The organism is Desulfarculaceae bacterium (genome assembly GCA_020444545.1).
Taxonomy (GTDB): Bacteria; Desulfobacterota; Desulfarculia; order Desulfarculales; family Desulfarculaceae; genus Desulfoferula.
Genome location: JAHLKT010000001.1, coordinates 567362 through 588723, shown reverse-complemented (window position 1 = coordinate 588723; position 21362 = coordinate 567362). Strand labels below are relative to the sequence as shown.

Sequence of the window (21362 nt, the reverse complement as noted above, 5' to 3'; positions counted from 1 at the left end):
TCTCCCTGGCCGCAGTTGCTCCCGTTGAAGCCTTTTGGGAGCCCAAGCCTTGGGCCGCCTTGTCTGTCGCCGCCTGGCTGTGCCGCCAGGCCATTGCTTTATCTATAGTTCAAAACCAGATTTTTTCAGCGGGAAGCCGGGACCGGGCGGTCACTCCAGCAGGGACTTGATGCAGCTCAGGAAGCGGCCCGCCGGGCGGGCGTTGGTCAGCTGGTGGTTGAAGCACAGCACCAGGGGCAGGCGGCCGTGCTCCACCGGGCCGGGATACAGGGCCATGGAGTGGGCCGGGGTGAAGGCCGCGCTCTCGATGTCCTTTAGCCCCACCATGCTGATGAACAGAGGCGCGTTACGCCTGGCGTAGTCGCGGGCGAATGCCCCGCTCAGGCGCTCGGCCCAGTAGGCGGCCAGCGGCAGGGCCTCGCGCAAACGGGCCCGCGCCCCGGGCGGGCCCAGGGCCCCCTGGCGGGCGGCCAGGCGCATGGTCAGCTGGTCCAGGCTCATCTGGTGGGCCCCGGAGAGCACTACCATGTCGCAGGAGGAGTCGCCGTTCTCCAGCACCGCCGCCACCCTGACCGGCCACCCCGCCCAGGCCAGGCGGCCCCAGAAGGTGAAGAAGTTCAGGCGCGGGTGCAGCGACAGCGCGGCCGAGGCGGCCCAGCTAATGGCCGCCAGGCGCCGCCAGGGGTCGGCCCCGGCCAGGAAAGGGCGCAAGGTGGCCGTGGCCCGCAGGGTGACCCCCGGAGTCAGCTCCCAGCCGCTCCACCAGGCCCGCCGCGCGAAACGGCTGCCTTCGCTGGCCACGGGGTAGGGGCGGGGGACTGTGGGCTGGGTCATGCTCTCTCCAGGGTTGCGCGTCGCCCTACAGCATTACCCGGGCGCGGCCCTGGGCGCAAGCGCGCCTTGACCCTTTGAGCAAAGCGGCGCGAGACTGTAACCGGCAGCCGCCTCCCCGCCGGAGGAAATGCCGAGCAATACACGAGGACCGCCCATGTTAGCCACATCCCCCGCCAGGTCCGGAATCTGCTCCTTCAGTCGGGGCTGCCTGGCCACGCTCCTGGTATTACTGCTTTGTTTGCTGGCAACCGGCCGGGCCTGGGCGGGGCCACCATTTTTCACCGACGATCCCGAGCCCGTGCCCTTTCGGCACTGGGAGTTCTACGCCGCTGCCCAGGGGATTAAAGGACAGGATGGCGCGGCCAGCACCGCCCCCCACTTCGAGATCAACTACGGTGCCCTGCCCGAGCTGCAACTCCACCTGATAGCTCCCCTGGTCTGGAACAACCCCCATGGCGGCTCCGCTGACTACGGCCTGGGGGACCTGGAACTGGGGGCCAAGTACCGCTTCATTCGGGAAGGCGACTACCGGCCCCAGGTGGGTGTCTTCCCCCTATTGATCCTACCCTCCGGCGATCAGGAGCGCGGCCTGGGCAACGGCCAAACCCAGGCCTTTTTGCCGGTGTGGCTGCAAAAGAGTTGGGGGCCATGGACTTCCTACGGCGGCGGGGGCTACTGGATCAATCCCGGGGCGGGCAACCAAAACTATTGGTTCGCGGGGTGGCTGTTGCAACGCCGGATCACCGGATGGCTCACCCTGGGCGGCGAGCTGTTCCACACCACCGCCGACACTGTGGACGGCGGGGACGCCACAGGATACAACCTGGGCGCCATCATCGACTTCAGCCCGGAGCAACACCTGCTCCTCTCGGCCGGCAGCGACCTGCACGGCGAGGCGGACCTGTACTTTTACCTGGCCTTCCAGCTCACCTGGGGACCGCCTGAAAAGGGCGACTAGACGATGGCCTCCCGCGGCCCTGGGCGCAAGCGCGCCTTGACCATATGGCCCCGGGAGGTCAAACTTAAACGAAAATGTTTCTCAATAGGAGGGCCCCTTGGACCTTAACAAGATAATTCAGAACTCGCGCTCCCTGGCCCAGCGCTTTGTGGCCAAGGGCCACGATGCGGTGCGCCTGCCGGTGTTTTCCTTTGACGACTGGCGCGCGGTGTATGACCGCCCCAGCGACGGCACCGCCCTGGCCGACTACCGCCGCCAGGTGAAGCAGAACTGGTACCTCATGCACTTCCTCAGGGAGATGGGGGTGGAGGTTCTGCCCGTGCCCGTGGCCGCCGGGCCCTTCGCGGCCTGGGCCAAGGGCACCGACCACAAGCTCAGCGACGGCCACGAGCTAGGCCACGCGGTGGGCGAGTATGTCAACGACCCCGAGACCCCGGTCTCCGCCTGCCGCCACGGCTCGCTCAACTCCGACTTCGACGGCCTGGGCGGCCTGGCCACCATCACCGTCTTCGGCGAGGACGAGGACACCCCCGAGGTGATGACCGTGGCACAGCACACCAGCGACGGCCAGGTGCTGCAATCGCTGCAAATGGCGGCCATCGAGTTCAGCCCCCAGGCGGCCTGGGACGAGGCCAAGCGCTTCTTGGACCGGATGCGGCCCGACAAGGTATTCCACGACGAGAAGGTGCGCAAGCCCGAGTACTGTACCGACTGCAACGGGTTGCTTGTTTCGGTCGCTTCTCCGGAGGACGTGGCGGCCAGCAAGTAACCGGCCGGCGCATCCAGACGCGGCTATGCTGCGTTACCGGCTCGCTCCAGCCTCGACGTAGCTTCAGCTACGCCTCCGGCTGTCGCTCCCCGGATGCCTTGCCTAGCCACGTCTGGCTGTGCCGGGGCTCTGGTGGGGGATTTAAGAGAAGAAAAAAGAACGCCCGCTGACGGCGGGCAATAAGAAACCCCCGCTCCGAAGAGCGGGGGTTTTGCTTGTCGCTAAGCGGGGGGGTCGGCCTAGTACATACCGCCCATGCCGCCCATGCCGCCGGGCATCCCGCCGGGCATGGCCGGAGCGCCCTTGTCGTCGCTGGGCTTCTCGGCGATCATGCACTCGGTGGTCAGCAGCAGGCCGGACACCGAAGCGGCGTTCTGCAGGGCGAAGCGGGTCACCTTGGTCGGGTCGATGACGCCAGCCTTGAACAGGTCCTCGTAGGTGTCGGTCTGGGCGTTGTAGCCCTCGGAACCCTTGGTGTTCTTGACCTTCTCCACCACGATGGAGCCTTCCTGGCCCGCGTTCATGGCGATCTGGCGCAGAGGCTCTTCCAGGGCGCGCTTGATGATGTCGGCGCCGGACTTCTCCTCGCCCTTCACCTTGTCGCGCACCTTGTCGGCCGCGTCGTAGCAGCGCAGCAGGGCCACGCCGCCGCCGGGCACGATGCCCTCTTCCACGGCCGCGCGGGTCGCGTTCAGGGCGTCCTCCACGCGGGCCTTCTTTTCCTTCATCTCGGTCTCGGTGGCCGCGCCGACGTTGATCACCGCCACGCCGCCGATCAGCTTGGCCAGGCGCTCCTGGAGCTTCTCGCGGTCGTAGTCGCTGGTGGTCTCATCGATCTGGGCGCGGATGGTGCGCACGCGGCCCTCCAGGGCGTTGCGGCTGCCGCCACCGTCGACGACAGTGGTGTTGTCCTTGTCCACGGTGACCTTCTTGGCGGTGCCCAGGTCGTTCAGGGTCACGGCATCGAGCTTGACGCCCAGGTCCTCGCTGATCACGGTGCCGCCGGTGAGGATGGCGATGTCCTCGAGCATGGCCTTGCGGCGGTCGCCGAAGCCGGGGGCCTTGATGGCGCAGGCGTTCAGGGTGCCGCGCAGCTTGTTCACCACCAAGGTGGCCAGGGCTTCGCCCTCAACGTCCTCGGCGATGATCACCAGGGGACGGCCGCTCTTGGCAACCTGCTCCAACACGGGCAGCAGGTCCTTCATGGCGCTGATTTTCTTTTCGTGGATAAGAAGGTAGGGATCGTCGAGGTTGACTTCCATCTTCTCGGGGTCGGTGACGAAGTAGGGGCTCAGGTAGCCGCGGTCGAACTGCATGCCCTCGACCACCTCCAGGGTGGTCTCCATGCTCTTGGCCTCTTCCACGGTGATGACGCCCTCTTTGCCGACCTGGTTCATGGCCTCGGCGATGATGTTGCCGATGGTGGCGTCGTTGTTGGCGGAGATGGTGCCCACCTGGGCGATCTCGTTCTGGTCCTTGGTGGCCTTGGACATCTTCTTGAGCTCGGCGACCACGCCCTCGACGGCCTTGTCGATGCCGCGCTTGATGGCCATGGGGTTATGGCCGGCGGCCACGAGCTTGGAGCCCTCGCGGTAGATGATCTGGGCCAGGATGGTGGCGGTGGTGGTGCCGTCGCCGGCCACGTCCGAGGTCTTGGAAGCCACTTCCTTGACCATCTGGGCGCCCATGTTCTGGAACTTGTCCTCCAGCTCGATCTCCTTGGCGACGGTCACGCCGTCCTTGGTGATGGTGGGGGAGCCGAAGGTCTTCTCGATCACCACGTTGCGGCCCTTGGGGCCCAGGGTTACCTTGACCGCGTTGGCCAGGGCGTCCACGCCCTTCATCATGGCCTCGCGGGCCTTGACATCGTATTTCAGCTCTTTGGCCATAGTGCTATCTTCCTCTCCAATATATGGATTTTGTTAGATTCTGATTTGCCTGATTGGCGAAAGGGCTTAGTCGAGGATGCCCAGGATGTCGTCCTCGCGCATAATGAGGACTTCCTTGCCGTCGATCTTGACCTCGGAGCCGGAGTACTTACCGAAGAGCACCACGTCGCCCTTCTTCACGGTCATCTCGAGCTTGGTACCGTTGTCCATGACCTTGCCGGGGCCCACGGCGAGAATCTTGCCCTGCTGGGGCTTCTCCTTGGCCGAGTCGGGGATGATGATGCCACCGGCGGTCTTGGTTTCCTCCTCGAGCCGCTCCACGATTACGCGGTCCTGCAGCGGTTTAATCTTCATGCGTCCCTCTCCTTGATCTTGGTTAAATAGAAGATATGAGGTCTAAAGTATTGCCTTGCTGATAACTGTTTCGCTTCGGGGCCCCCTCTGGCCCCCAGGCGTTAGCACTCTCTGACCGCGAGTGCTAACAACAGAACCATAAGCACCAAGTGTCTGGTTTGCAAGAGCTAGCCCGAATTTTTTTGAGAAAAATTTTTGGGCGCCCGAGCCGGAATCAGGCCAGGCGGGTGACCCCGGGAACCTTTTCCGGGAAGTCGGTGCTCATGGCCAGGTCGTGGCCAGGGATGAGCAGGCGCTCGCTGCCGGCCAGGGCGCGCAGCTTGTCCATGGAGCGCAGCCAGGCGGGCATGTCGCAGATAAAGGAGCTGGGCCAATCCCGGGCGTAGTTCTCCCAGGTGTGGCCGCAGTCACTGCCCAGGATCGCGCGGCCTTTGGCGGTCTCGGCGGTCAGGGCCATGAGCCCCGGGGTGTGCCCCGGCGCGGCGATAAGCCCCAGGCCGGGCAGCAGGGTGTCGCCGTCCTGGTGCAAGACCAAACGGCCCTCGCTCTGGGCCTGCTCCAGGGCCCGGAAGCTGGGCTCGTCCCGGAGCCACTGCAAGGGCGCCCGCCGCGAGACCGGGTCCTCGCTCCAGAAACGCCACTCCTCGCGGTGCAGGTGCACCTGGGCCGCGGGGAACAGGCCCGCGCCCCCGGCGTGGTCCCAGTGCAGATGGGTGAGCACCAGGTGGGGCACCTGGTCGGCTTGCACTCCCAGGCGGGCCAACACCGCGTCCGGGCTCTCATAATCGGGCAGGCCCCGCTCCCGCGCGGTGTCCGGGTGGGTGCCCGCGTCCACCACCACCGGCCCGCCCGGGCCCAGGAGGCACCAGAAATAGTAGGCCCGGCGGTGGGTCTGGTCGTAGTCCTGGTTCCAGAGCACCATGGCCCGGCTGGTCTCCACCGGTCCGGCGTAGCGTAGCGCGTATATTTCCCAAGAGGACATGACGTCTCTCCTAGAAAGACTTACTGGCCAGGGGGCTGGTGGCGTTCAGGGCTGCGGCGCAGAACTCCAGGGCCGAGGCCTCGGGGAAAGGCGCGCAGGAGTAGATGACTATGCTGAAGAAGCGGGGCCCGGTCCAGAAATAGGCCGCGATGCCGCTGTCCACCAGGGGCAGGAAGGCGTCGAAGCCCTGGTTGATCTCTTTGCCCTGGCCGCCGGGCGAGTGCACCAGGGTCCGGCCATAGGGGGTGAGCCCGCAAGCGTGGGCCAGCTCGGGCAAAAAGTGGCTAACCGCCGCCTCGTCCAGCTCGCGGCCGTAATGGCCTTCCACCAGCAGGCGTTGGCGGTAGATTTGGGGGGCCAGATCTTCCATGGGCCCCACTATAACCCGTCCCCTTTTCCCCTGCCAAGGCGACATTGCAGCATTTCTGGCCCCTTGTGCCCTCGGGTGGCCTGTGCTAGATTTGACCAGCCATGACCCGCCCAGGACACCCTGACGCCTATTACCGCCGGGCTAAAAGCCAGGGCTATGCCGCCCGTTCGGTGTACAAGCTCCAGGAAATGGACCGGCGCTACGGGTTATTAAAGTCCGGGCAGGCGGTGCTGGATCTCGGATGCCATCCCGGCTCCTGGTTGCAGTTCGCCGCCCAAAAGGTGGGTAAAAAGGGCCGTTTGGTGGGAGTGGACCTGCAGCCGCCGGGGGTACAGATGCCGCCCGGAGCGCATTTTATCCAGGCCGACGTACTAGCGATAAGCCCCGGAGACATCCGGGAGCAAACGGGCATCGAGTCCTTTGACTTGGTGCTAAGCGACGTGGCCCCGCGCACCACCGGCATCAAGGACCGCGACGCGGCGGCCAGCCTGGAGCTGAGCGAGGCGGCCCTGGATATGGCCCTGGGCCTGCTCAAGCCGGGCGGCTCGTTTTTGGCCAAGGTCTATTTCGGACCGGGGGTGGATGAGCTCATCCGCCGGGTGAAAAGGGCCTTCAAGCTGGGCAAGGGGCACAAGCCCGATGCCAGCCGCTCGGCCAGCAAGGAAATATACATCCTGGGCAAGGGCCTGAAAAAGGCGGCCCAGGCCAAAGAAACATAGTTTCAGGAGACTGCCATGTCGGGTCACTCCAAATGGAGCACCATTAAGCGCAAGAAGGGCGCCGCCGATGCCAAGCGGGGCCAGGTCTTCACCCGGATGATGCGGGAAATCACCGTGGCCGCCAAAACCGGCGGCGGCGACGTGGACGGCAACCCCCGCCTGCGAACCGCGGTGGCGGCGGCCAAGGCCCAGAACATGCCCAAGGACAACATCGAGCGGGCCATCAAAAAGGGCACCGGCGAGTTGGAGGGGGTCACCTACGAGGAGATCACCTACGAGGGCTACGGCCCCGGCGGCGTGGCCTTTTTGGTCGAGTGCCTCACCGACAACAAGAACCGCGCGGCCAGCGAGATCCGCCATATCTTTACCAAGCGGGGCGGCTCCCTGGCCAAGGCCGGGGCGGTGGGCTACCTCTTCGAGGCCAAGGGCATCATCACCTTCGAAAAGGAGGCGGTGAGCGAGGACGCCCTGATGGAAGCGGCCCTGGAAGCCGGGGCCGAGGACGTGGTGGACGAGGGCGACGTGTGGGAAGTGCACTGCGCGCCCAGCGACTTCAACGCGGTGAACGAGGCCCTGGGCGAGGCCGGCCTGGAGCCGGTGGAGGCCGAGATAACCAAGCAGGCCTCCACCACGGTGGACATCGCCGACAAGGGCGAGGCGGCCAAGATCATGGCCCTGATGGAGGCCCTGGACGAGGCCGACGACGCCCAGAACGTATACTCCAACTTCGACATCGACGAGGCGATCCTGGCGGAGCTGGAGGAAGACTAGACCCATGGCCCCCGCCCCCGCCGTGCTGGGGCTGGACCCCGGCAGCCAGCGCACCGGTTACGCGGTGGTGGCTCCCGGCGAGGGCGGGCGGCTCAAGCTGATCAAGGCCGGGGTGATAAGCGCCCCGGCCAAGCTTTCGGTGCCCCAGCGCCTGGGGATCATCCACAACGAGCTCAGCGCCATCATCGCCGCCCTGCGCCCCGCCGAGATGGCGGTGGAGGGGGTGTTCACCGCCAAGAACGCCCGCACCGCCCTGGTGCTGGGCCAGGCGCGGGGGGTGGCCATCCTGGCCGGGGTCAACGCCGGCCTTTCCATCCACGAGTACCCCCCGGCCACGGTGAAGAAGTCCCTGGTGGGCAACGGCCGCGCCAGCAAGGAGCAGGTGCGGGCCATGGCCCAGCGCCTGGTGGGCATGGGCGGCAAGGACCTGCCCCTGGACGCCAGCGACGCCCTGGCCCTGGCACTGACCCATCTGCAAAGCCGCCGCCTGGCGGCCACCCTGGAGAAGCTCAAGTGATCGCCTCGGTGAGCGGGACCATAATCACCCGCCGGCCCGACCACGTGGTGGTGGAGTGCGGCGGGGTGGGCTACCGCGTTTTCGTGAGCCTGACCACCTTCTGCGACCTGCCCGACACCGGCGACAGCGTGCAGCTACTCATTCACACCGTGGTGCGCGACGACCACATCCATCTGCACGGCTTCATGTCCGAGGCCGAGTGGCAGGCCTTCGGGCATCTGGTGGGGGTGAGCGGAGTGGGGCCCAAGCTGGCCCAGGCGATCCTGTCCGGCATGCCGCCGGGCGACCTGTTCGCGGCCATCCGGGCCGGGGACGCGGCCAAGCTCACCGCCATACCCGGCGTGGGCAAAAAGACCGCCGCCCGTTTGGTGGTGGAACTGGAGGGCCGCCTGCCCCAGGGCGCGGGCGAGGGCGAGGCCCCGGCCGAGGAGGCCGCCCCGCTTCTGGACGACGCGGCCAGCGCCCTGATGAACCTGGGCTATCCCGAGGCCAAGGCCAAGAAGGCCGTCGAGAAGGCGCTCAAGGAAGCGGGCGAGGGCGCGGGCCTGGAGGAGATCATCAAGGCCGCGCTGAAGCGGGTGGTGGGATAAGCCGCCGGGTTTCAGCCGACCATTTCTTGCAGGCAGAGATTGCTTCCTCGCGGCGTTCGCCGCTCCTCGCAATGACAGAGGCCTTTTCAGATTAGCGGGTCATTGCGAGGGCCGCCGCCCGCAAGAGGTTGTTGAAGGAAGAAGGCACCGTGCGGCGGGCCGTGGCAATCTTCCTTGGTCTCGTCTCCCCTGGGCTTGAAAAAGAATTTCCTGCGAACCCGCGCCTGACGATCACCAGGGAAGATCGCCACCTCGCGGCGGGAGCATCGCCTTTTTCATAACTACTTCTTCCACCGCCGCTCCTCGCGATGACGGCTGTTTCTGTATTTTCTGCTGGCCCCGACAGCTGGCCTGTCGGGGTTGCCGAGCGGATGCGAGGCAACAAGAAATCTGGCGGCAGGGCCACTCCCGCCCGGACCCACTACCGCCGGATTTCTTGCCGCGCCGCTAAAGCGTCGCGGCCCCGATAGACAAGCTATCGGGGCCAGCAGAGAGGGACCGTGCGTTGCTCCCAATGACAAAGGTTGTTTTGAGCGGGGAAATGTAGGGGCGGGGTTTATCCCCGCCCGAGAGAGCCCGGAAAAAGCAAAAGGCGGGGATAAACCCCGCCCCTACACCAAATCTATTTTCCCCAACCTCTTCTCTTAGCTCACCCCACCAGCCGCAGAATCATGGCCACCGCCTCCTCGGGCTCCTGGGCCTGGTGCATGCCCTCCACCTGCCAGGAACCCAGGCCCACCACCGGGCGGCCCATCTTCAGGGCGTGGCCGATCTCGCTGAGCGTTCCCGCCCCGCCGCCCACGGCGAGGGCGCCCTGGCCGCTCATGACCACCAGCAAATTGCGCGCCTGGCCCAGGCCGGTGGGGATCACCACCTTGCACCAGGGGTTGGCGTCGCGGCGGTCGCTGCCCGGCAGGATGCCCACGGTGAGCCCGCCTCCCTCGGCGCAGCCCCGGGCCGCGGCGGTCATCACCCCGCCCAGCCCGCCGCAGACCACGCCCCAGCCCCGCGCGGCCAAAAGCTCGCCCACCATGAAGGCGTGCTGCTCCTGCTCGGCCGTGGGCGCGCCCGCGCCGATGACGCTGATCAGGCGCTCTTGCTCTACCATCCGTGCTCTCCGATCAAGTCCACGAAGCGGCAGCCGCCCAGGTCTTCGGTGACCACCTTGTCGCCCTTCCTGGTCAGGCGCATGAGGGTCTGCATCCCCCGCTCGCCCACGGGGATGAGCAGGCGTCCGCCGTCCACCAGCTGCTCCACCAGGGGGCGGGGCGTGACCGGGGCTCCGGCGGTGACGATGATGGCGTCGTAGGGGCCTTCCTCGGGCCAGCCCTTGGTGCCGTCGCCCACGATGAGGTTCACGTTGAAGATCTTGAGCTCTTCCAAGACGCGCTGGGCCGCGCGGCTGAGCTCTTGCAGGCGCTCGATGCTGAAGACCCAGTCGGCCAGCTTGGCCAGGATGGCGGTCTGATACCCGGAGCCGGTGCCGATCTCCAGCACCTTCTCCTTGCCGGTGAGGCCCATGGCGTCGGTCATCAGGGCCACTATGTAGGGCTGGCTTATGGTCTGGCCCTGGCCGATGGGCAGGGGGTGGTCCTCGTAGGCCCGCCGCCACAAGGTCTGGTCCATGAACAGATGGCGGGGCACGTCGTTCAGAGCCTGCAAGAGGCGCTGGTCGCGGATGCCCCGGGCGGCGATCTGGTCCTGCACCATGCGGCGGCGGCGCACCGCGAAATCGTTTACTGCTGCCAAGTTGCTCTCCTCCGGCAGCCTATCTTAGCAGCCCAAAGGCTAGAGGGGCACCCCGGATGTGCGCGGCGCGGCGGGCGGTTATTTCGCGGGGATATTCACCTGCACCATGGACAGCTGCACCCGCCATTGGCCGCGCCGCTCCACCAGCCAGCCTTCCAAATAGCCGGGCTTGAAGCTGACCGGGCCGTAGCGCATGTCTCCTTGCCACCAGCGGCCGCAGATGGCCGGCGCGCCGATGTGGTGCATGGGTTTGGGCACGGTGAGCAGCGTGTCGTCGAACCAGGCGTGCTGGTGCCCGCTGATGTGGGCCATCAGGTTGCGTCCCTTGAGCATCTCCAGAATCTTAACCGTGGACTGGTCCACGTCCCGGAGAGCCAGGCCCTCGGGCCCGGGGGCCTGGACCACCGAGCGGGGGTAGAGGGGGTTGGCCCCGGCCAGGGGAGAGAACAGGGGGAAGTGGCTGGCGATGACCAGGGGGGTGTCCGGGGGCAATAGGGCCAGGACGGCTTTCAGCCAGGCCAGGCCGGCCGGGCCGGTGATGCCGCAGTTCTGCGGCTTGCCGCCGCGGTGCTGGCTCAGGCCCACGTTGTCCAGCATGATGACGGCCACCGGCCCCAGGCGGGTCACGCTGCGCGCCGGGCCCATGTACTGCCGCCAAAACTTCAGGCTCACCTTGCCGCCCTCATAGCGCACGTCGTGGTTGCCCGGGGTGGCCCGCCAGTCGCCGGGCAGCAGGTTGGCCGCCCGCGCCGTCATCTCCATGAAAGCCCGGCCCTGCTCCTCGGAGCCCTTTTCCGCGTCCATGGCGATGTCGCCGGTGATCAGGGTCAGGGCGGGCTTGGAGGCTCGCAGACGGGCGGCGATGCGCTGCCAGGTGAGCATAGGCAAGCGGGGGTCCACTAGGCCCTTGGCCCAGCCGGGCTCCAGGGCGGCCACGTAAAGATGGGGGTCGCTGAGCACGGCCAGGCGGTACTGCCCCCCGCCGTGGGGCGGCGCGGCCGCCAGGCGCAGGGTGCCCAGCTTGGCCGCCTGCTCGGCGGGCCACCACCAGCGCCCGGCCGGGCGCAGCTTGGACGGCGCGGTGAGGGCCACCACCAGGCCGGGCTTGCTGCTCAACCGGAAGGCTCCGTCCGCCCCGGTGGCCACGATGCGCTCGCCGTCACTGATAAAAGCTCCGGCCACCGGCTGGCCGTTGGGGCCCAGCACCTTGCCGGCAACCTCCAGGGCCCAGGCCGGGGCGGCCAAACACAGGACGACGATCAGAACCAACAGGAGGCGCGCCAGGCGTCTCATTTGATCACCTCCACGAACTTGCGGGCGCGGATGTCCACCAGGCCCTTGTTGGTCAGGCGCAGGAAGGGCAGGCCGGTGAAGCAAAAGGTCTGGGCGGTGAGGAAGGGCCGGGGCAGGGGGCAGCCCAGCTCGGCCAGGGCCGCGCGGCAGGAATCGGCCGCCGCGAGTATCTCGGCGAGGGGCGCGGGGGAGATGACCCCCGCGATGGGCAGGGCCAGCGAGGCCACGAGACGGCCACCCTGGGCCACGGCCCAGCCGCCGCCCATGGCCCGCACCGCCTCGGCGGCCACGGCCATGTCAATCTCCGAGGCCCCGGCCACGAAGATGTTGGTGGTGTCCCAGATCACGCTGCTGGCCAGGGCGCCCTCTCGGAGGCCCCAGCCCCGGGCCAGGCCCACGGCCATCTCCAGCGTGGGGCTCTGGCGGTTGATTTGGGCGATCTTCACGATGTCTTGCGCCGGGTCGGGCCGGGCGTTGCCCTCGGTCACCGGCACGGTGGCCTCGCCCTCCTTGGTGATGGTGGGGCCGGAGACCTCCACCACCCGGGCCAGCGCGCTTTCGCCCCTGGCGGGCAGATGGAAGGCCTCGGGGGTGATCGCCGGGCAGCGCATGGTGGCCCGCGCCTCGGGGGCATAGGCAAAGGGCTCGTCCGAGCGGATCAGCTTGCCGCCTTGGGCCACCGTGCGGCCTTCCAGCCATACCTGGCTGGCGCGGAACTCGACCAAATCCTCCACCAGCACCAGATCGGCCACCCATCCGGGGGCCACCGCGCCCAGGCGCTCCAGGCCGAAGTAGCGCGCCGGGTTGAGGCTGCACCAGGCCACGGCGCGGGCGGGGTCCACCCCCAGGGCCACCGCCTTGGCCAACAGCGGGTTCATGGCCCCCCAGGACATGAGGTCGTCGAAGTCGGCCAAATCCGTGACCAGCATGGCCTGGCCGCATTCGGGCAGGTCGCGCAAGGCCGGGACCACCTCGTCCATCTCGCGGCGCACGAAGCCCTCGCGCACCTGCACCGCCAGGCCCAGGCCCAGGCGCTGGGCCGCGTCCTCGGGGCTGATGGCCTCGTGGCAACTGCTGGTCCCGGCGGCGGCGTAGGCCATCAGCTTGGCCCCCCGCGCCCCGGCCCCGTGGCCCTCCAGGCGCTTGCCCAGGGCCAGGGCGGCGGCGTAGTTGGCCTGGGCCCGCTCTTCGCCGTCCACGATGGCCGGCCAGTAGGTCTCGCCCACCCCCAGGCAGGCGGGATGGGCCAGGATTTCATCGAAGCCCGCCCGGTCCAGCCCGGCGCTGGTCTCCCAGGCCGGGAAGGGCGGCACCAGGGGCGGCGCGGTGAGGAACACCCGCTGGGGGCTGGCCTGGGCGGCGGATAAAAAGGCGCGGCAGCCCGCCAGGCCCCAGGCCCCGGCGATCATGGCCATCTCGCTTATGGCGCTGGTGTTGCCCGAGGCCAGGGCGTAGTCCGCGTAGGTCTCCAGGCCGAAGATGGAATCCAGGTGGGTGTGGGCGTCGATGAGCCCGGGGATGAGATAGCGCCCCCCGGCCTCGCAGATTTCAGTGTCCGGCCCGGCCCAGGCCTCGGCCTCCTGGCCCATGGCGGCCACCCGTCCGGCGGCCAGGGCCACGGCCTGGGGCTCGCTTATGCTGTAATCGAATACGCTCACCACCCGCGCGTCGCGGATGATCGCGTCGGCGGCCTCTTGCCCCAGAGCCACCCGGACCAGGCGGCCAACCGCGGCAACGTCCAGGGGCTCCGGGTGGAAGCTCATGCTTAGCCCACATCCTTTCCGAAGGGCGCGCGTCCGGCTGCGCCAACCCCCGGCATACTGTGTTGCTGGCCGCGCTCGGGCCTCGACGTAGCTTCAGCTACGCCCGCGGCCCTCGCTTGCCAGACGCCTTGTCTGCCGGCGCCTGGCTGTGCCGGGCCTTGGGGCAAATGGTCTTCTGACAACGGTGTGGCCATGTTCAAAGCCCCCCTGATCTTGTCTTAGTTGTCCCTGCCGCGCACCCTCCGGGAAGGATGTGGGCTACTGCGCTCCGCTCATTTTGGCTCGGGCCGTGGCCATTTTCAGCAAGGGGATGAAGCGCGAGGGCGGCTGGAAGCCCACCAAACGGCTCTCGCCGATCTCGTTGCCCTGCGCGTCCAAAAAGAGCATGGTGGGCACCCCGCGCACCCGCATCTGGCGCATGTAGTTCTGGGCCTCGGGGCCGGGGTCGCTGGTCACGTCCACCTTGACCGGCAGGAAGTTGGCCAAAAGGGTCTGCACCTCGGGGTCGGGCAGGGTCTCGGCCTTGAGCTTCCTGCAGGGGTTGCACCAGTCGGCGGTGAAGAACACGGCCACCGGCTTCTTCTGGGCCTGGGCCTCGCTCAGCACCTGGGGCGTGTAGTGCACCCACTCGGTCTTGTCCGGTCCGCCGCTGGGCGAGAGGAACCACCAGAAGCTGGCGGCGGCCACCAGGATGATCAGACCGGCTACTTTCTTGAAGCTCACGAATGTGCCCTTTCCGCTTTTTTCCACGAAACCCAGATAGATGCCGCCCACCACCCCGGCGAGGATGGTCAGCCAGCGGGCGGCCGCGTCTCCCAAGAGGGGCGCGGCCACGTTGACGGCCATCACCACCAGGATGAGGCCGAAGAATTTGCGCACCCATAGCATCCAGTCGCCCGCCCCGGGCAGGCGGGAGATGGAGCCCGAGAAACCGGCCAGCACCGCCAGGGGCAGGCCCAGGCCGGCGGCCAGGATGAAAAACACCAGCAGGCCGTAGCCCACCGAGCCCGCCTTGGCCACGTGGGCCATGAGCCCCACAACGAAGGGCCCCACGCAGGGCGCGGCCAACAGGCCCAAGGTCAGGCCCATGAGAAAGGCCCCCAAAACCCCGCTGCGGTTGGCCGCGGCCACCTTGTTCAGCGAGGCGGGCAGCCGGAACTCCCAGAGCCCGAACATGCTGGCGGCCATGGCCAAGAGCACCGCCGCCAGGAAGATGATCACCGCCGGATGGCTGAGCGCCTGGCCCAAGAAGGAGCCTCCCAAGGCCACCAGGCTGCCCAGGGCGGCGTACATGACGGTCATGCCCAGCCAGTAGGCCAGGGCGTCGGCCACCACCGCCTTCTTGCCGCTGGAGCGGCCGCCGAAATAGCCCACGGTGATGGGTATCAGGGGGTAGACGCAGGGGGTGAGGTTGAGGCCCAGGCCCCCGATGAACACCAGGGCCAGGGTCCACCAGAGGCTCTGGCCGCTGAAGGGGTCGGCGGCTCCGGCCGGGACGGCGGCCAGGGCCAGGCCGGGGACAAGGCACACGAAAGCGGCCAGGGCCGGGCCCAGGCTCCAAGAGGCGGTTTTTGTTGGCATGACGAAGTAGAGCGTCTCCCAAGGTTTGGGGTGGGTTTCAAACCCCCTAGCGCGCCTAGAAAATCTACCCGAGGCTCCCCGTGGGGTCAAACCCTTAATGCCCCTCCCTTGAAAGGGCTTTGACCCGCAAGCATTTATATAACCAGACACTTTACAGCTTCAGCCCGCTCTGCTATCTTAGCCAAAATGCCCATGGGACGGGTGTTTCCGTACCCCGGCGGATGGATGTATGAATTTAAAACCAATCCTAGTACTCGCTTGCCTGGCCTTGGCCGCGGCTGGTTGTGCTTCCAACACCACCACCAGCCAGGCTCCCCAGCCCCAGGTACTCACCGTAAAACCTCTTAAGCCCCCCCAGGAGGAGATCTCGGCCAAGGTGGCCCACGAGCTCCGGGAGCTGGGCGAAAAAGAGGTGGTGACCGAGACCAAAAAGCCGGCCGAGGCGGACCAGCCGGAAGAGGTCTCCTACGACATTCCCATCGTGATCAACTCCCGGGTTGAGTACTTTATCGAGTACTTCCAGACCCGGATTCCCAAGCGCTTCAAGATTTGGCTGTCGCGCTCGGGGCGCTATCTGCCCATGATGCGCGGCATTCTCAAAGAGCACGGTATGCCCGAGGATCTGGTGTACCTGGCGCTCATCGAGAGCGGCTTCTCCTGCCAGGCCTACTCCCGGGCCCACGCGGTGGGGCCCTGGCAGTTCATCCGGGGCACGGGCCGCCGCTATGGGCTTACCATCAACTACTGGGTGGATGAGCGCCGCGACCCGGTGAAGTCCACCCACGCCGCGGCCCGCTACTTGAAGGACCTGCACGACGAGTTCGGCTCCTGGTATCTGGCCGCCGCGGCCTACAACTCCGGGGAGGGCAAGGTCCGCCGGGCGCTCAAGCGCTACAAGGCGGACAACTTCTGGTCCATCAGCCAGGGCCGCCGCTACTACCTCAAGCGCGAGACCCGCCAGTACGTGCCCAAGATGATCGCCGCGGCCATCATCGCCAAGGAGCCCGATAAGTACGGCTTCACCAACATCGTCTACGAGGCGCCCATGGCCTTTGACGTAGTGGAGGTGCATCCCGGCACCTCCTTGGGCGTGGCGGCCAAGCTGGCCGGCATCTCCAGCCGTCAGCTAAACAACCTGAACCCCGAGCTCAGGCGCTGGGCCGTGCCCCCCACCGGCGGCAAATACGCCCTGCGCATCCCCCAAGGCCGTAAGGCCAGCTTCGAGGTGGCCTACGCCAAGCTGCCCGTGCCCGAGCGCCAGGCCCGGGTGGGGGCGGTCACCGTGCGGGTGCACCGGGGCGACACCCTGGGGCGCATCGCCAAGGTGCACGGGGTGCGTTTGAACGACCTCATGGCCATGAACCCCCGCCTGAACCCGCGCCGCCTGCGCATCGGCCAGAAGGTGGTGGTGCCGCCCAAGGGCGGGGCCGCGGCCTATGCCCGCTCCCGCAAGAGCAGCAGCTCCACCCGGCGCCTGGCCACCAGCCCCAAGGGCTCCCACAAGATCACCCACCGGGTGCGGCGGGGCGACACCATGTGGCACATCGCCCGCTCCTACAACCTCAACTGGCGCGACATCCTGCGCTGGAACGGCAAGAACAGCTCCCGCCTGGCCGTGGGCCAGAAGCTGGTGCTTTATGTGCCCAGCAACAAGGCCGAGGGCAAGGTGGACACCAAGCCCACCACCAGCGCCCAGTTCTACATCGTCAAGCGGGGCGACAACCTCTGGAGCATCGGCCGCCGCTACGGCGTGAGCACCCGCCAGCTCAAGCGCTGGAACAACCTGCGCTCCAGCGCCATCACCCCGGGCGATAAGCTCATGGTCAAAGGCGGAGGCTCCTAGGCCGCCGGCGGGGCGGGGCCTCCGGGCCGCTCCCGAGCAATCGAGCCAACAAGAGCCGCTCCCTCCGGGGGGCGGCTTTTTCGTGGAGGCGCATGGGGCCTGGGGCCGGCGGCCGCTCATCCGGGGGCGGCCTTCGGGCACAGAGGGCCTGGCTCGGGTTAAGTCAGCCGCGCGATAGCCTCCGCCTTGAGCAGCCAGGCTCACCCCGGACAGGCTATTGGCTCTTCCGCGAGGATGTGCTGGAGGCCCGCCCCATCCTCGCACGGCGCGGCTTGCCGCCCGGGCCGAAACAGGCGGCCCTGGCCTTCTCGTTTTTGCAAACTTCTTATGCTCAAAAGAGCGCGCCCGCCGGTTCTCCGGCGGGCGCGCTGTCTAGCGGGTTTGGTTTGGCGGGATTTTAATCCACGTTCCAGCCCATGAGCCTGGGCAGCCAGAGCACGGTGTCGGGTAAATAGGTCATTATCAACAGCACCGTGATCTGGATGGCGATCCAGGGCAACACGGCCCGGGAAACGTAGACCAAATCTTTGTTCACCAAGGCCCCGGTTATGTACAAGCTCACCCCAAGGGGTGGTGTGCAGTATCCGATGGCCAGGTTTACGGTCATCAAGAGGCCGAAGTGCACCGCGTTGATGCCGTAGGAGTCCAGCATGGGCAGGAAGATGGGGCCCAGGATCAAGGTCGCGCTGATGATGTCCATGAACATGCCGATGATCAGCAACAGGACGTTCATGGCCAGGAGGAAGATCCAGGGCTGAGAGATGGAGCTCACCACCGCCTCGGAGATCTTGGCGGGTATGGCCTCCATGGTCAGGTAGCGGCCGAAGCAGGTGGCCCCGGCCACGATGATCAACAGGGTGGCGCTGGTGACCGCCGAGTTGACCATGACCTTCTTGACCGTGGAGAACTTCATGTCCTTGTGGATGAACAGCTCCACGATGAAGGCGTAGACGCAGGCCACCACCGCCGCTTCGTTGGCGGTGAAGGCCCCGGAGAAGATGCCGCCGAAGATGATCACCGGCAGCATCAGGGACCAGAAGCCCTCCTTGAAGGCACGCCAGCCGTCTGCCCAGGTGGGTTTGGGCGCCCGGACGAAGCCGGGGTTGCGCACCGCCCACACGTAGGAGTAGGCGCACATGCCGGCCATGATGAGCACTCCGGGCACGAAGCCGGTGAGGAACAGGCCCTCAAGGCTAACCGCGCTGATCATGGAGTAGAGGATCATGGCGATGGAGGGCGGGATGATGACCCCCAGGTTGGGGGCCGAGGTCATTACGCCCACGGAAAAGCGCATGTTGTACTTGTTGTCGATCAGAGCGGGGATCATGAACCCGCCGATAGCCACCACCGTGGCCACGGTGCTGCCGCTGATGGCCCCGAACAGGCCGCAGGCCAAAATACCGGCCATGGCCAGGCCGCCCGGCAGCCAGCCCACCACCACGTTGGCGAAGCGGATGAGCTTGTCCACGATGGAGCCGCTGGTCATGATGTTGCCGCATAGGATGAAGAACAGCACCACCACCAAGGCGAACTTGTCCATGGAGCGCAAGAGGCTCTGGGCCAGCACCAGAAGCGGCAGGTCGGTGAAGGCCACGAAGCCGATCACCGCGGTGAAGAAAAGGCAGAGGAACACGGGGACCGTGGCGGCCATGGCCCCCAGGAGCACCAGGATGATTATTGCGTAGCTAGTCTCCATGCCCGCCCCCTAGCTCTCGGTTTCCTGCTTGGCCCGGCCCTCTTGGTAGTCCCACCAGAGGACCTGGATGGTGCGCACTCCCATGGTCACCCCCATCAAGGGGAGGATGAGGTAGACGAACACCAGGGGAATCTCCAGGATGATCGTCTTTTGGAAGGTGCGCTCCTGCATGAGAGCCATGTCGATGCCCAGCTTGGTGATGAGCACCGCGAAGGTGAGCACCGACAGGTGGCTGAAGTAGGTGAGCGGAGTGCGCAGCCGGGGAACCAGCTGCACCAACGCGTCGATGGTGATCATGGAGCGGTTCTTGATTGCCGGGGCCAGGCCCACGAAGGTGGTGAGGATGATGATCTCCCGGATCAGCTCCTCGGACCAGGACAGGGAATAGGAAAAGACGTAACGAAGGATAACGTTGATGAACAGCGAGATCAGGCCCACCATCACCGCCAGGTAAAGGGTCCACTCTTCGAAGAAGCTCAGGCCCTGGTCCTGGAATTTAAGAAATCGGCTCCATTGCCCGGTGAAGGCGGCGATGAGCATGAAAAAGCCCCAGGTGGCGATGGCTCCCCACGTGAGGCCCTTGAGATGCAAGGTGGTATAACCCAAAACGGCCGCGGCCACTATGAAGGCAAAGGCCACCCAGCCGAAAACATATGTCCGCCCTTGTGCCATGGATGCGGTTCCCTTTTACGGCGCCAGGTATGCGCCGCTAGCGGTCGGATCAGCGGCCGGGCCGGGGGCAGGAGCCCCCGGCCCGGGGATGAGTGGCTGGTGGTTAGTTCTTGGCGCCCATGCCTCGGGTGGTCTTGTAGCCCAGGAACTTCTGGACTTGGCCCAGGTACTGCGGGCCGATTTCCTTGGCGAACTGCATGTGCACCACGTTGCCCTGGTCGAGCAGGATCTGGTGGTCCTTGGCGGACAGCTCCCAGAACTTCACGCCGGACTTCTCGATGGCGCCCTTCTTGGCCGCGGCCTCCTGCGCCTTGCACTCGTTGCGGTAGATGGCGCACTGCTCGTTGACCACCTTCTTGAAGGTCGCCTGCAAGTCGGCGGGCAGCTTCTTGAACCAGGCCTTGTTGAAGATCCAGATGAACAGGCCCTGGGCGTAGTTCACCGGGGTAAAGTTCTTGGCAACCTCGAACTTGCGGGTCAGGTAGCTCACGATCAAGGTGTGGTCCAGACCGGTGATCACGCCCTGCTTCAGGGCGGTGGGCACGTCGGGCCAGGGCATGACCACGGGGTTGAAGCCCCAGGCCTTGTAGAGCATCTTGTTGACCGCCGCCTCGGCGATGCGGAACTTCACCTTCTTGGCGTCGGCGATGTTCTTCACCGGGATGGTGGTGGCCCAGCCGTAGCGGCCATAGGCGGTCACGTCCAGGCCCATGATGCCCTGGTGCTCCATGCCGTCCAGGAAATGCTGGAACAGCTTCTTGTTGGCAACGAACTTGTCCAACTTCTCATAGGAGTTGACCAGGAAGGGCAGGTTGACCAGGCCCATGCGGGGCCCCAGGTTGGTGGAGGCCACCGAGGACACGGCCATGCCCTGGATGGCGCCCATCTGCAGCTGGTTCAAGACCTCCACCTCGCCGCCCAACATGCTGAAGGGCAGATACTCGAAGTAGATCTGGCCGTTGGTGGCCTTCCACAGGGCGTCGCGGATGGCGAAGCCGGCGTACACGCCCTTGATGGCCGGGTGGCTGACGTTGGAGACCTTGATCTTATACTTGGCCCCCGAATAATCGAAGGCCGGTTTCCACTTATCCAAAGAAGGCTTCTTGGCCATGGCCACCGGGGCCAACAGGGCGACGGCCGCCAGGGCCACCACCACTACCAAAAGCAGACGAGAAAAACGCATAACCCCTCCCTTTCGCTTGACGAGTCTATACAACCCTTTGTGAGTTCCCGAAGCCGGCTCCTGCTATCCGGGGCTCCTAACCCCCCGGCCCGCCCTCCGCCTGGGAAGGCGGCGGCGCCGTCGCCCACCGATGTGTGTCCGAACCTCCTTTCCGGGGCGTCCCCGCCCGGGGGGACTTCGAGATTTCCGAAAATGTCGCTCCGCCGGGCCCGGGGGCCTAGCGGGGCAGAAGCTCGCTCTCGGCCAGCTTGTTGCGCTGGGCCTCGAGCTGTTGCTCGCTGTGCTTGACCAGGAGAACCGGCGTGCTGCACTTCCAGAGCACGTTGTGCACCACGCTGCCTCCCAGTATCTCTTCCAGCTCGCTGAAGCCGCTCTGGGGCAGAATCACCATGTCGAAGCCGCCCTCTTCGGCCACCCGGCAGATGACCGCGGCCGGCGGTCCCTCCTCGAGCCTGGTCTCGTACTCCACGTCGGCCTTTTTGAACGGCTCGGCCGCCGCGGTCAGCACCGCCTCGGCCCGTTTTTTCATGCCGTTCTTGATGCGTTCCTGGTCGTCAGGGCTGATGCCGTGCTGCTGCAACCGCTTGGTGTTGAGCACGTTCAAAAGCGTCACCGCCAAGGGCATGCGCCAGTTCAACTTGATGGCGTATTCCTCGGCGGTGATGGAATTGCGGGCGGTGTCCACGGGAATGAGGACCTTGCTTTTCATGGTCACCCTCTGAATTGTCTATTGCCAAGTGAGCTATTCAATACTGCCCTTTAAGGCCCTTGAAATGCAAGCCCCGCGCGGTTTAAACCCTTGAAAACGATTGGAAGGGCCGCCCCAGGA

General features: G+C 66.3%; 21 protein-coding genes. 7 read left to right on the top strand and 14 right to left on the bottom strand.

Annotation, left to right across the window (positions count from 1 at the left end; genetic code table 11):
• Nucleotides 1-150: 150 nt before the first annotated feature.
• A complete protein-coding gene (locus KQH53_02750; GenBank protein MCB2225570.1) occupies nucleotides 151-834 on the bottom strand; it encodes a hypothetical protein in 684 nt (227 codons plus the stop codon).
• A gap of 154 nt (nucleotides 835-988) precedes the next feature.
• Between KQH53_02750 and KQH53_02745 the strand changes: the two genes are divergently transcribed.
• Both KQH53_02745 and KQH53_02740 read left to right on the top strand, forming a co-directional pair.
• Nucleotides 989-1792, top strand: a complete 804-nt coding sequence (locus KQH53_02745) for a transporter (GenBank protein MCB2225569.1) — start codon at nucleotides 989-991, stop codon at nucleotides 1790-1792.
• A 97-nt stretch (nucleotides 1793-1889) separates the two neighbouring features.
• A complete protein-coding gene (locus KQH53_02740) occupies nucleotides 1890-2561 on the top strand; it encodes a hypothetical protein (protein ID MCB2225568.1) in 672 nt (223 codons plus the stop codon).
• Nucleotides 2562-2800: 239 nt separating this feature from the next.
• Here the strand turns inward: KQH53_02740 and groL are convergent, their stop codons facing one another.
• The 4 genes from groL to KQH53_02720 all read right to left on the bottom strand — a co-directional run bounded on the left by groL (nucleotide 2801) and on the right by KQH53_02720 (nucleotide 6156).
• Nucleotides 2801-4450 (bottom strand): chaperonin GroEL, encoded by a 1650-nt coding sequence (gene groL / locus KQH53_02735; GenBank protein MCB2225567.1) that lies wholly within the window; start codon nucleotides 4448-4450, stop codon nucleotides 2801-2803.
• A gap of 66 nt (nucleotides 4451-4516) precedes the next feature.
• On the bottom strand, nucleotides 4517-4804 hold the full coding sequence (gene groES, locus KQH53_02730) for a co-chaperone GroES (GenBank protein MCB2225566.1): 288 nt from the start codon (nucleotides 4802-4804) through the stop codon (nucleotides 4517-4519).
• Between the two features lie 214 nt (nucleotides 4805-5018).
• Nucleotides 5019-5786, bottom strand: coding sequence for an N-acyl homoserine lactonase family protein (locus KQH53_02725; protein MCB2225565.1), 768 nt, complete (start codon nucleotides 5784-5786; stop codon nucleotides 5019-5021).
• Between the two features lie 10 nt (nucleotides 5787-5796).
• Nucleotides 5797-6156 (bottom strand): hypothetical protein, encoded by a 360-nt coding sequence (locus KQH53_02720; GenBank protein MCB2225564.1) that lies wholly within the window; start codon nucleotides 6154-6156, stop codon nucleotides 5797-5799.
• A gap of 101 nt (nucleotides 6157-6257) precedes the next feature.
• Between KQH53_02720 and KQH53_02715 the strand changes: the two genes are divergently transcribed.
• Genes KQH53_02715 through ruvA form a run of 4 tightly spaced genes read left to right on the top strand, consistent with a single transcriptional unit; the run spans nucleotide 6258 to nucleotide 8753 of the window.
• Nucleotides 6258-6875 carry an RlmE family RNA methyltransferase gene (locus KQH53_02715; protein MCB2225563.1) on the top strand — a complete coding sequence of 206 codons (618 nt, stop codon included), beginning with the start codon at nucleotides 6258-6260 and terminating at the stop codon, nucleotides 6873-6875.
• Nucleotides 6876-6890: 15 nt separating this feature from the next.
• Nucleotides 6891-7646, top strand: coding sequence for a YebC/PmpR family DNA-binding transcriptional regulator (locus KQH53_02710; GenBank protein MCB2225562.1), 756 nt, complete (start codon nucleotides 6891-6893; stop codon nucleotides 7644-7646).
• Between the two features lie 4 nt (nucleotides 7647-7650).
• Complete coding sequence (gene ruvC / locus KQH53_02705; GenBank protein MCB2225561.1) at nucleotides 7651-8163, top strand: crossover junction endodeoxyribonuclease RuvC; 513 nt, start codon at nucleotides 7651-7653, stop codon at nucleotides 8161-8163.
• The gene (gene ruvA / locus KQH53_02700; GenBank protein ID MCB2225560.1) at nucleotides 8160-8753 is read left to right on the top strand and encodes a Holliday junction branch migration protein RuvA; all 594 of its coding nucleotides are present in this window, start codon (nucleotides 8160-8162) and stop codon (nucleotides 8751-8753) included. The genes ruvC and ruvA overlap by 4 nt, the downstream gene beginning before the upstream one ends.
• A 649-nt stretch (nucleotides 8754-9402) precedes the next feature.
• On the opposite strand, the gene KQH53_02695 is transcribed toward ruvA, so the two are convergent.
• From KQH53_02695 to KQH53_02675, 5 genes are all read right to left on the bottom strand, one after another.
• Nucleotides 9403-9861, bottom strand: coding sequence for a TIGR00725 family protein (locus tag KQH53_02695; GenBank protein MCB2225559.1), 459 nt, complete (start codon nucleotides 9859-9861; stop codon nucleotides 9403-9405).
• On the bottom strand, nucleotides 9855-10502 hold the full coding sequence (locus tag KQH53_02690; GenBank protein ID MCB2225558.1) for a protein-L-isoaspartate(D-aspartate) O-methyltransferase: 648 nt from the start codon (nucleotides 10500-10502) through the stop codon (nucleotides 9855-9857). Before KQH53_02690 ends, KQH53_02695 begins: the two co-directional genes overlap by 7 nt.
• Nucleotides 10503-10580: 78 nt before the next feature.
• Complete coding sequence (locus KQH53_02685; GenBank protein MCB2225557.1) at nucleotides 10581-11795, bottom strand: metallophosphoesterase; 1215 nt, start codon at nucleotides 11793-11795, stop codon at nucleotides 10581-10583.
• Entirely contained in the window at nucleotides 11792-13558 is a 1767-nt protein-coding gene (locus tag KQH53_02680; GenBank protein MCB2225556.1) for an amidohydrolase family protein, read from the bottom strand. The genes KQH53_02685 and KQH53_02680 overlap by 4 nt, the downstream gene beginning before the upstream one ends.
• 258 nt (nucleotides 13559-13816) lie before the next feature.
• Nucleotides 13817-15139, bottom strand: coding sequence for a thioredoxin family protein (locus tag KQH53_02675; protein MCB2225555.1), 1323 nt, complete (start codon nucleotides 15137-15139; stop codon nucleotides 13817-13819).
• Between the two features lie 229 nt (nucleotides 15140-15368).
• On the opposite strand from KQH53_02675, the gene KQH53_02670 reads away from it, so the two are divergent.
• Entirely contained in the window at nucleotides 15369-16982 is a 1614-nt protein-coding gene (locus tag KQH53_02670) for a LysM peptidoglycan-binding domain-containing protein (GenBank protein MCB2225554.1), read from the top strand.
• 397 nt (nucleotides 16983-17379) lie between these two features.
• Here the strand turns inward: KQH53_02670 and KQH53_02665 are convergent, their stop codons facing one another.
• From KQH53_02665 to KQH53_02650, 4 genes are all read right to left on the bottom strand, one after another.
• Nucleotides 17380-18678, bottom strand: coding sequence for a TRAP transporter large permease (locus KQH53_02665; protein MCB2225553.1), 1299 nt, complete (start codon nucleotides 18676-18678; stop codon nucleotides 17380-17382).
• A 9-nt stretch (nucleotides 18679-18687) separates the two neighbouring features.
• Nucleotides 18688-19350, bottom strand: a complete 663-nt coding sequence (locus KQH53_02660) for a TRAP transporter small permease (protein ID MCB2225552.1) — start codon at nucleotides 19348-19350, stop codon at nucleotides 18688-18690.
• A gap of 103 nt (nucleotides 19351-19453) precedes the next feature.
• Entirely contained in the window at nucleotides 19454-20533 is a 1080-nt protein-coding gene (locus KQH53_02655; protein MCB2225551.1) for a TRAP transporter substrate-binding protein, read from the bottom strand.
• 217 nt (nucleotides 20534-20750) lie between these two features.
• A complete protein-coding gene (locus tag KQH53_02650; GenBank protein MCB2225550.1) occupies nucleotides 20751-21242 on the bottom strand; it encodes a universal stress protein in 492 nt (163 codons plus the stop codon).
• Nucleotides 21243-21362: the final 120 nt, after the last annotated feature.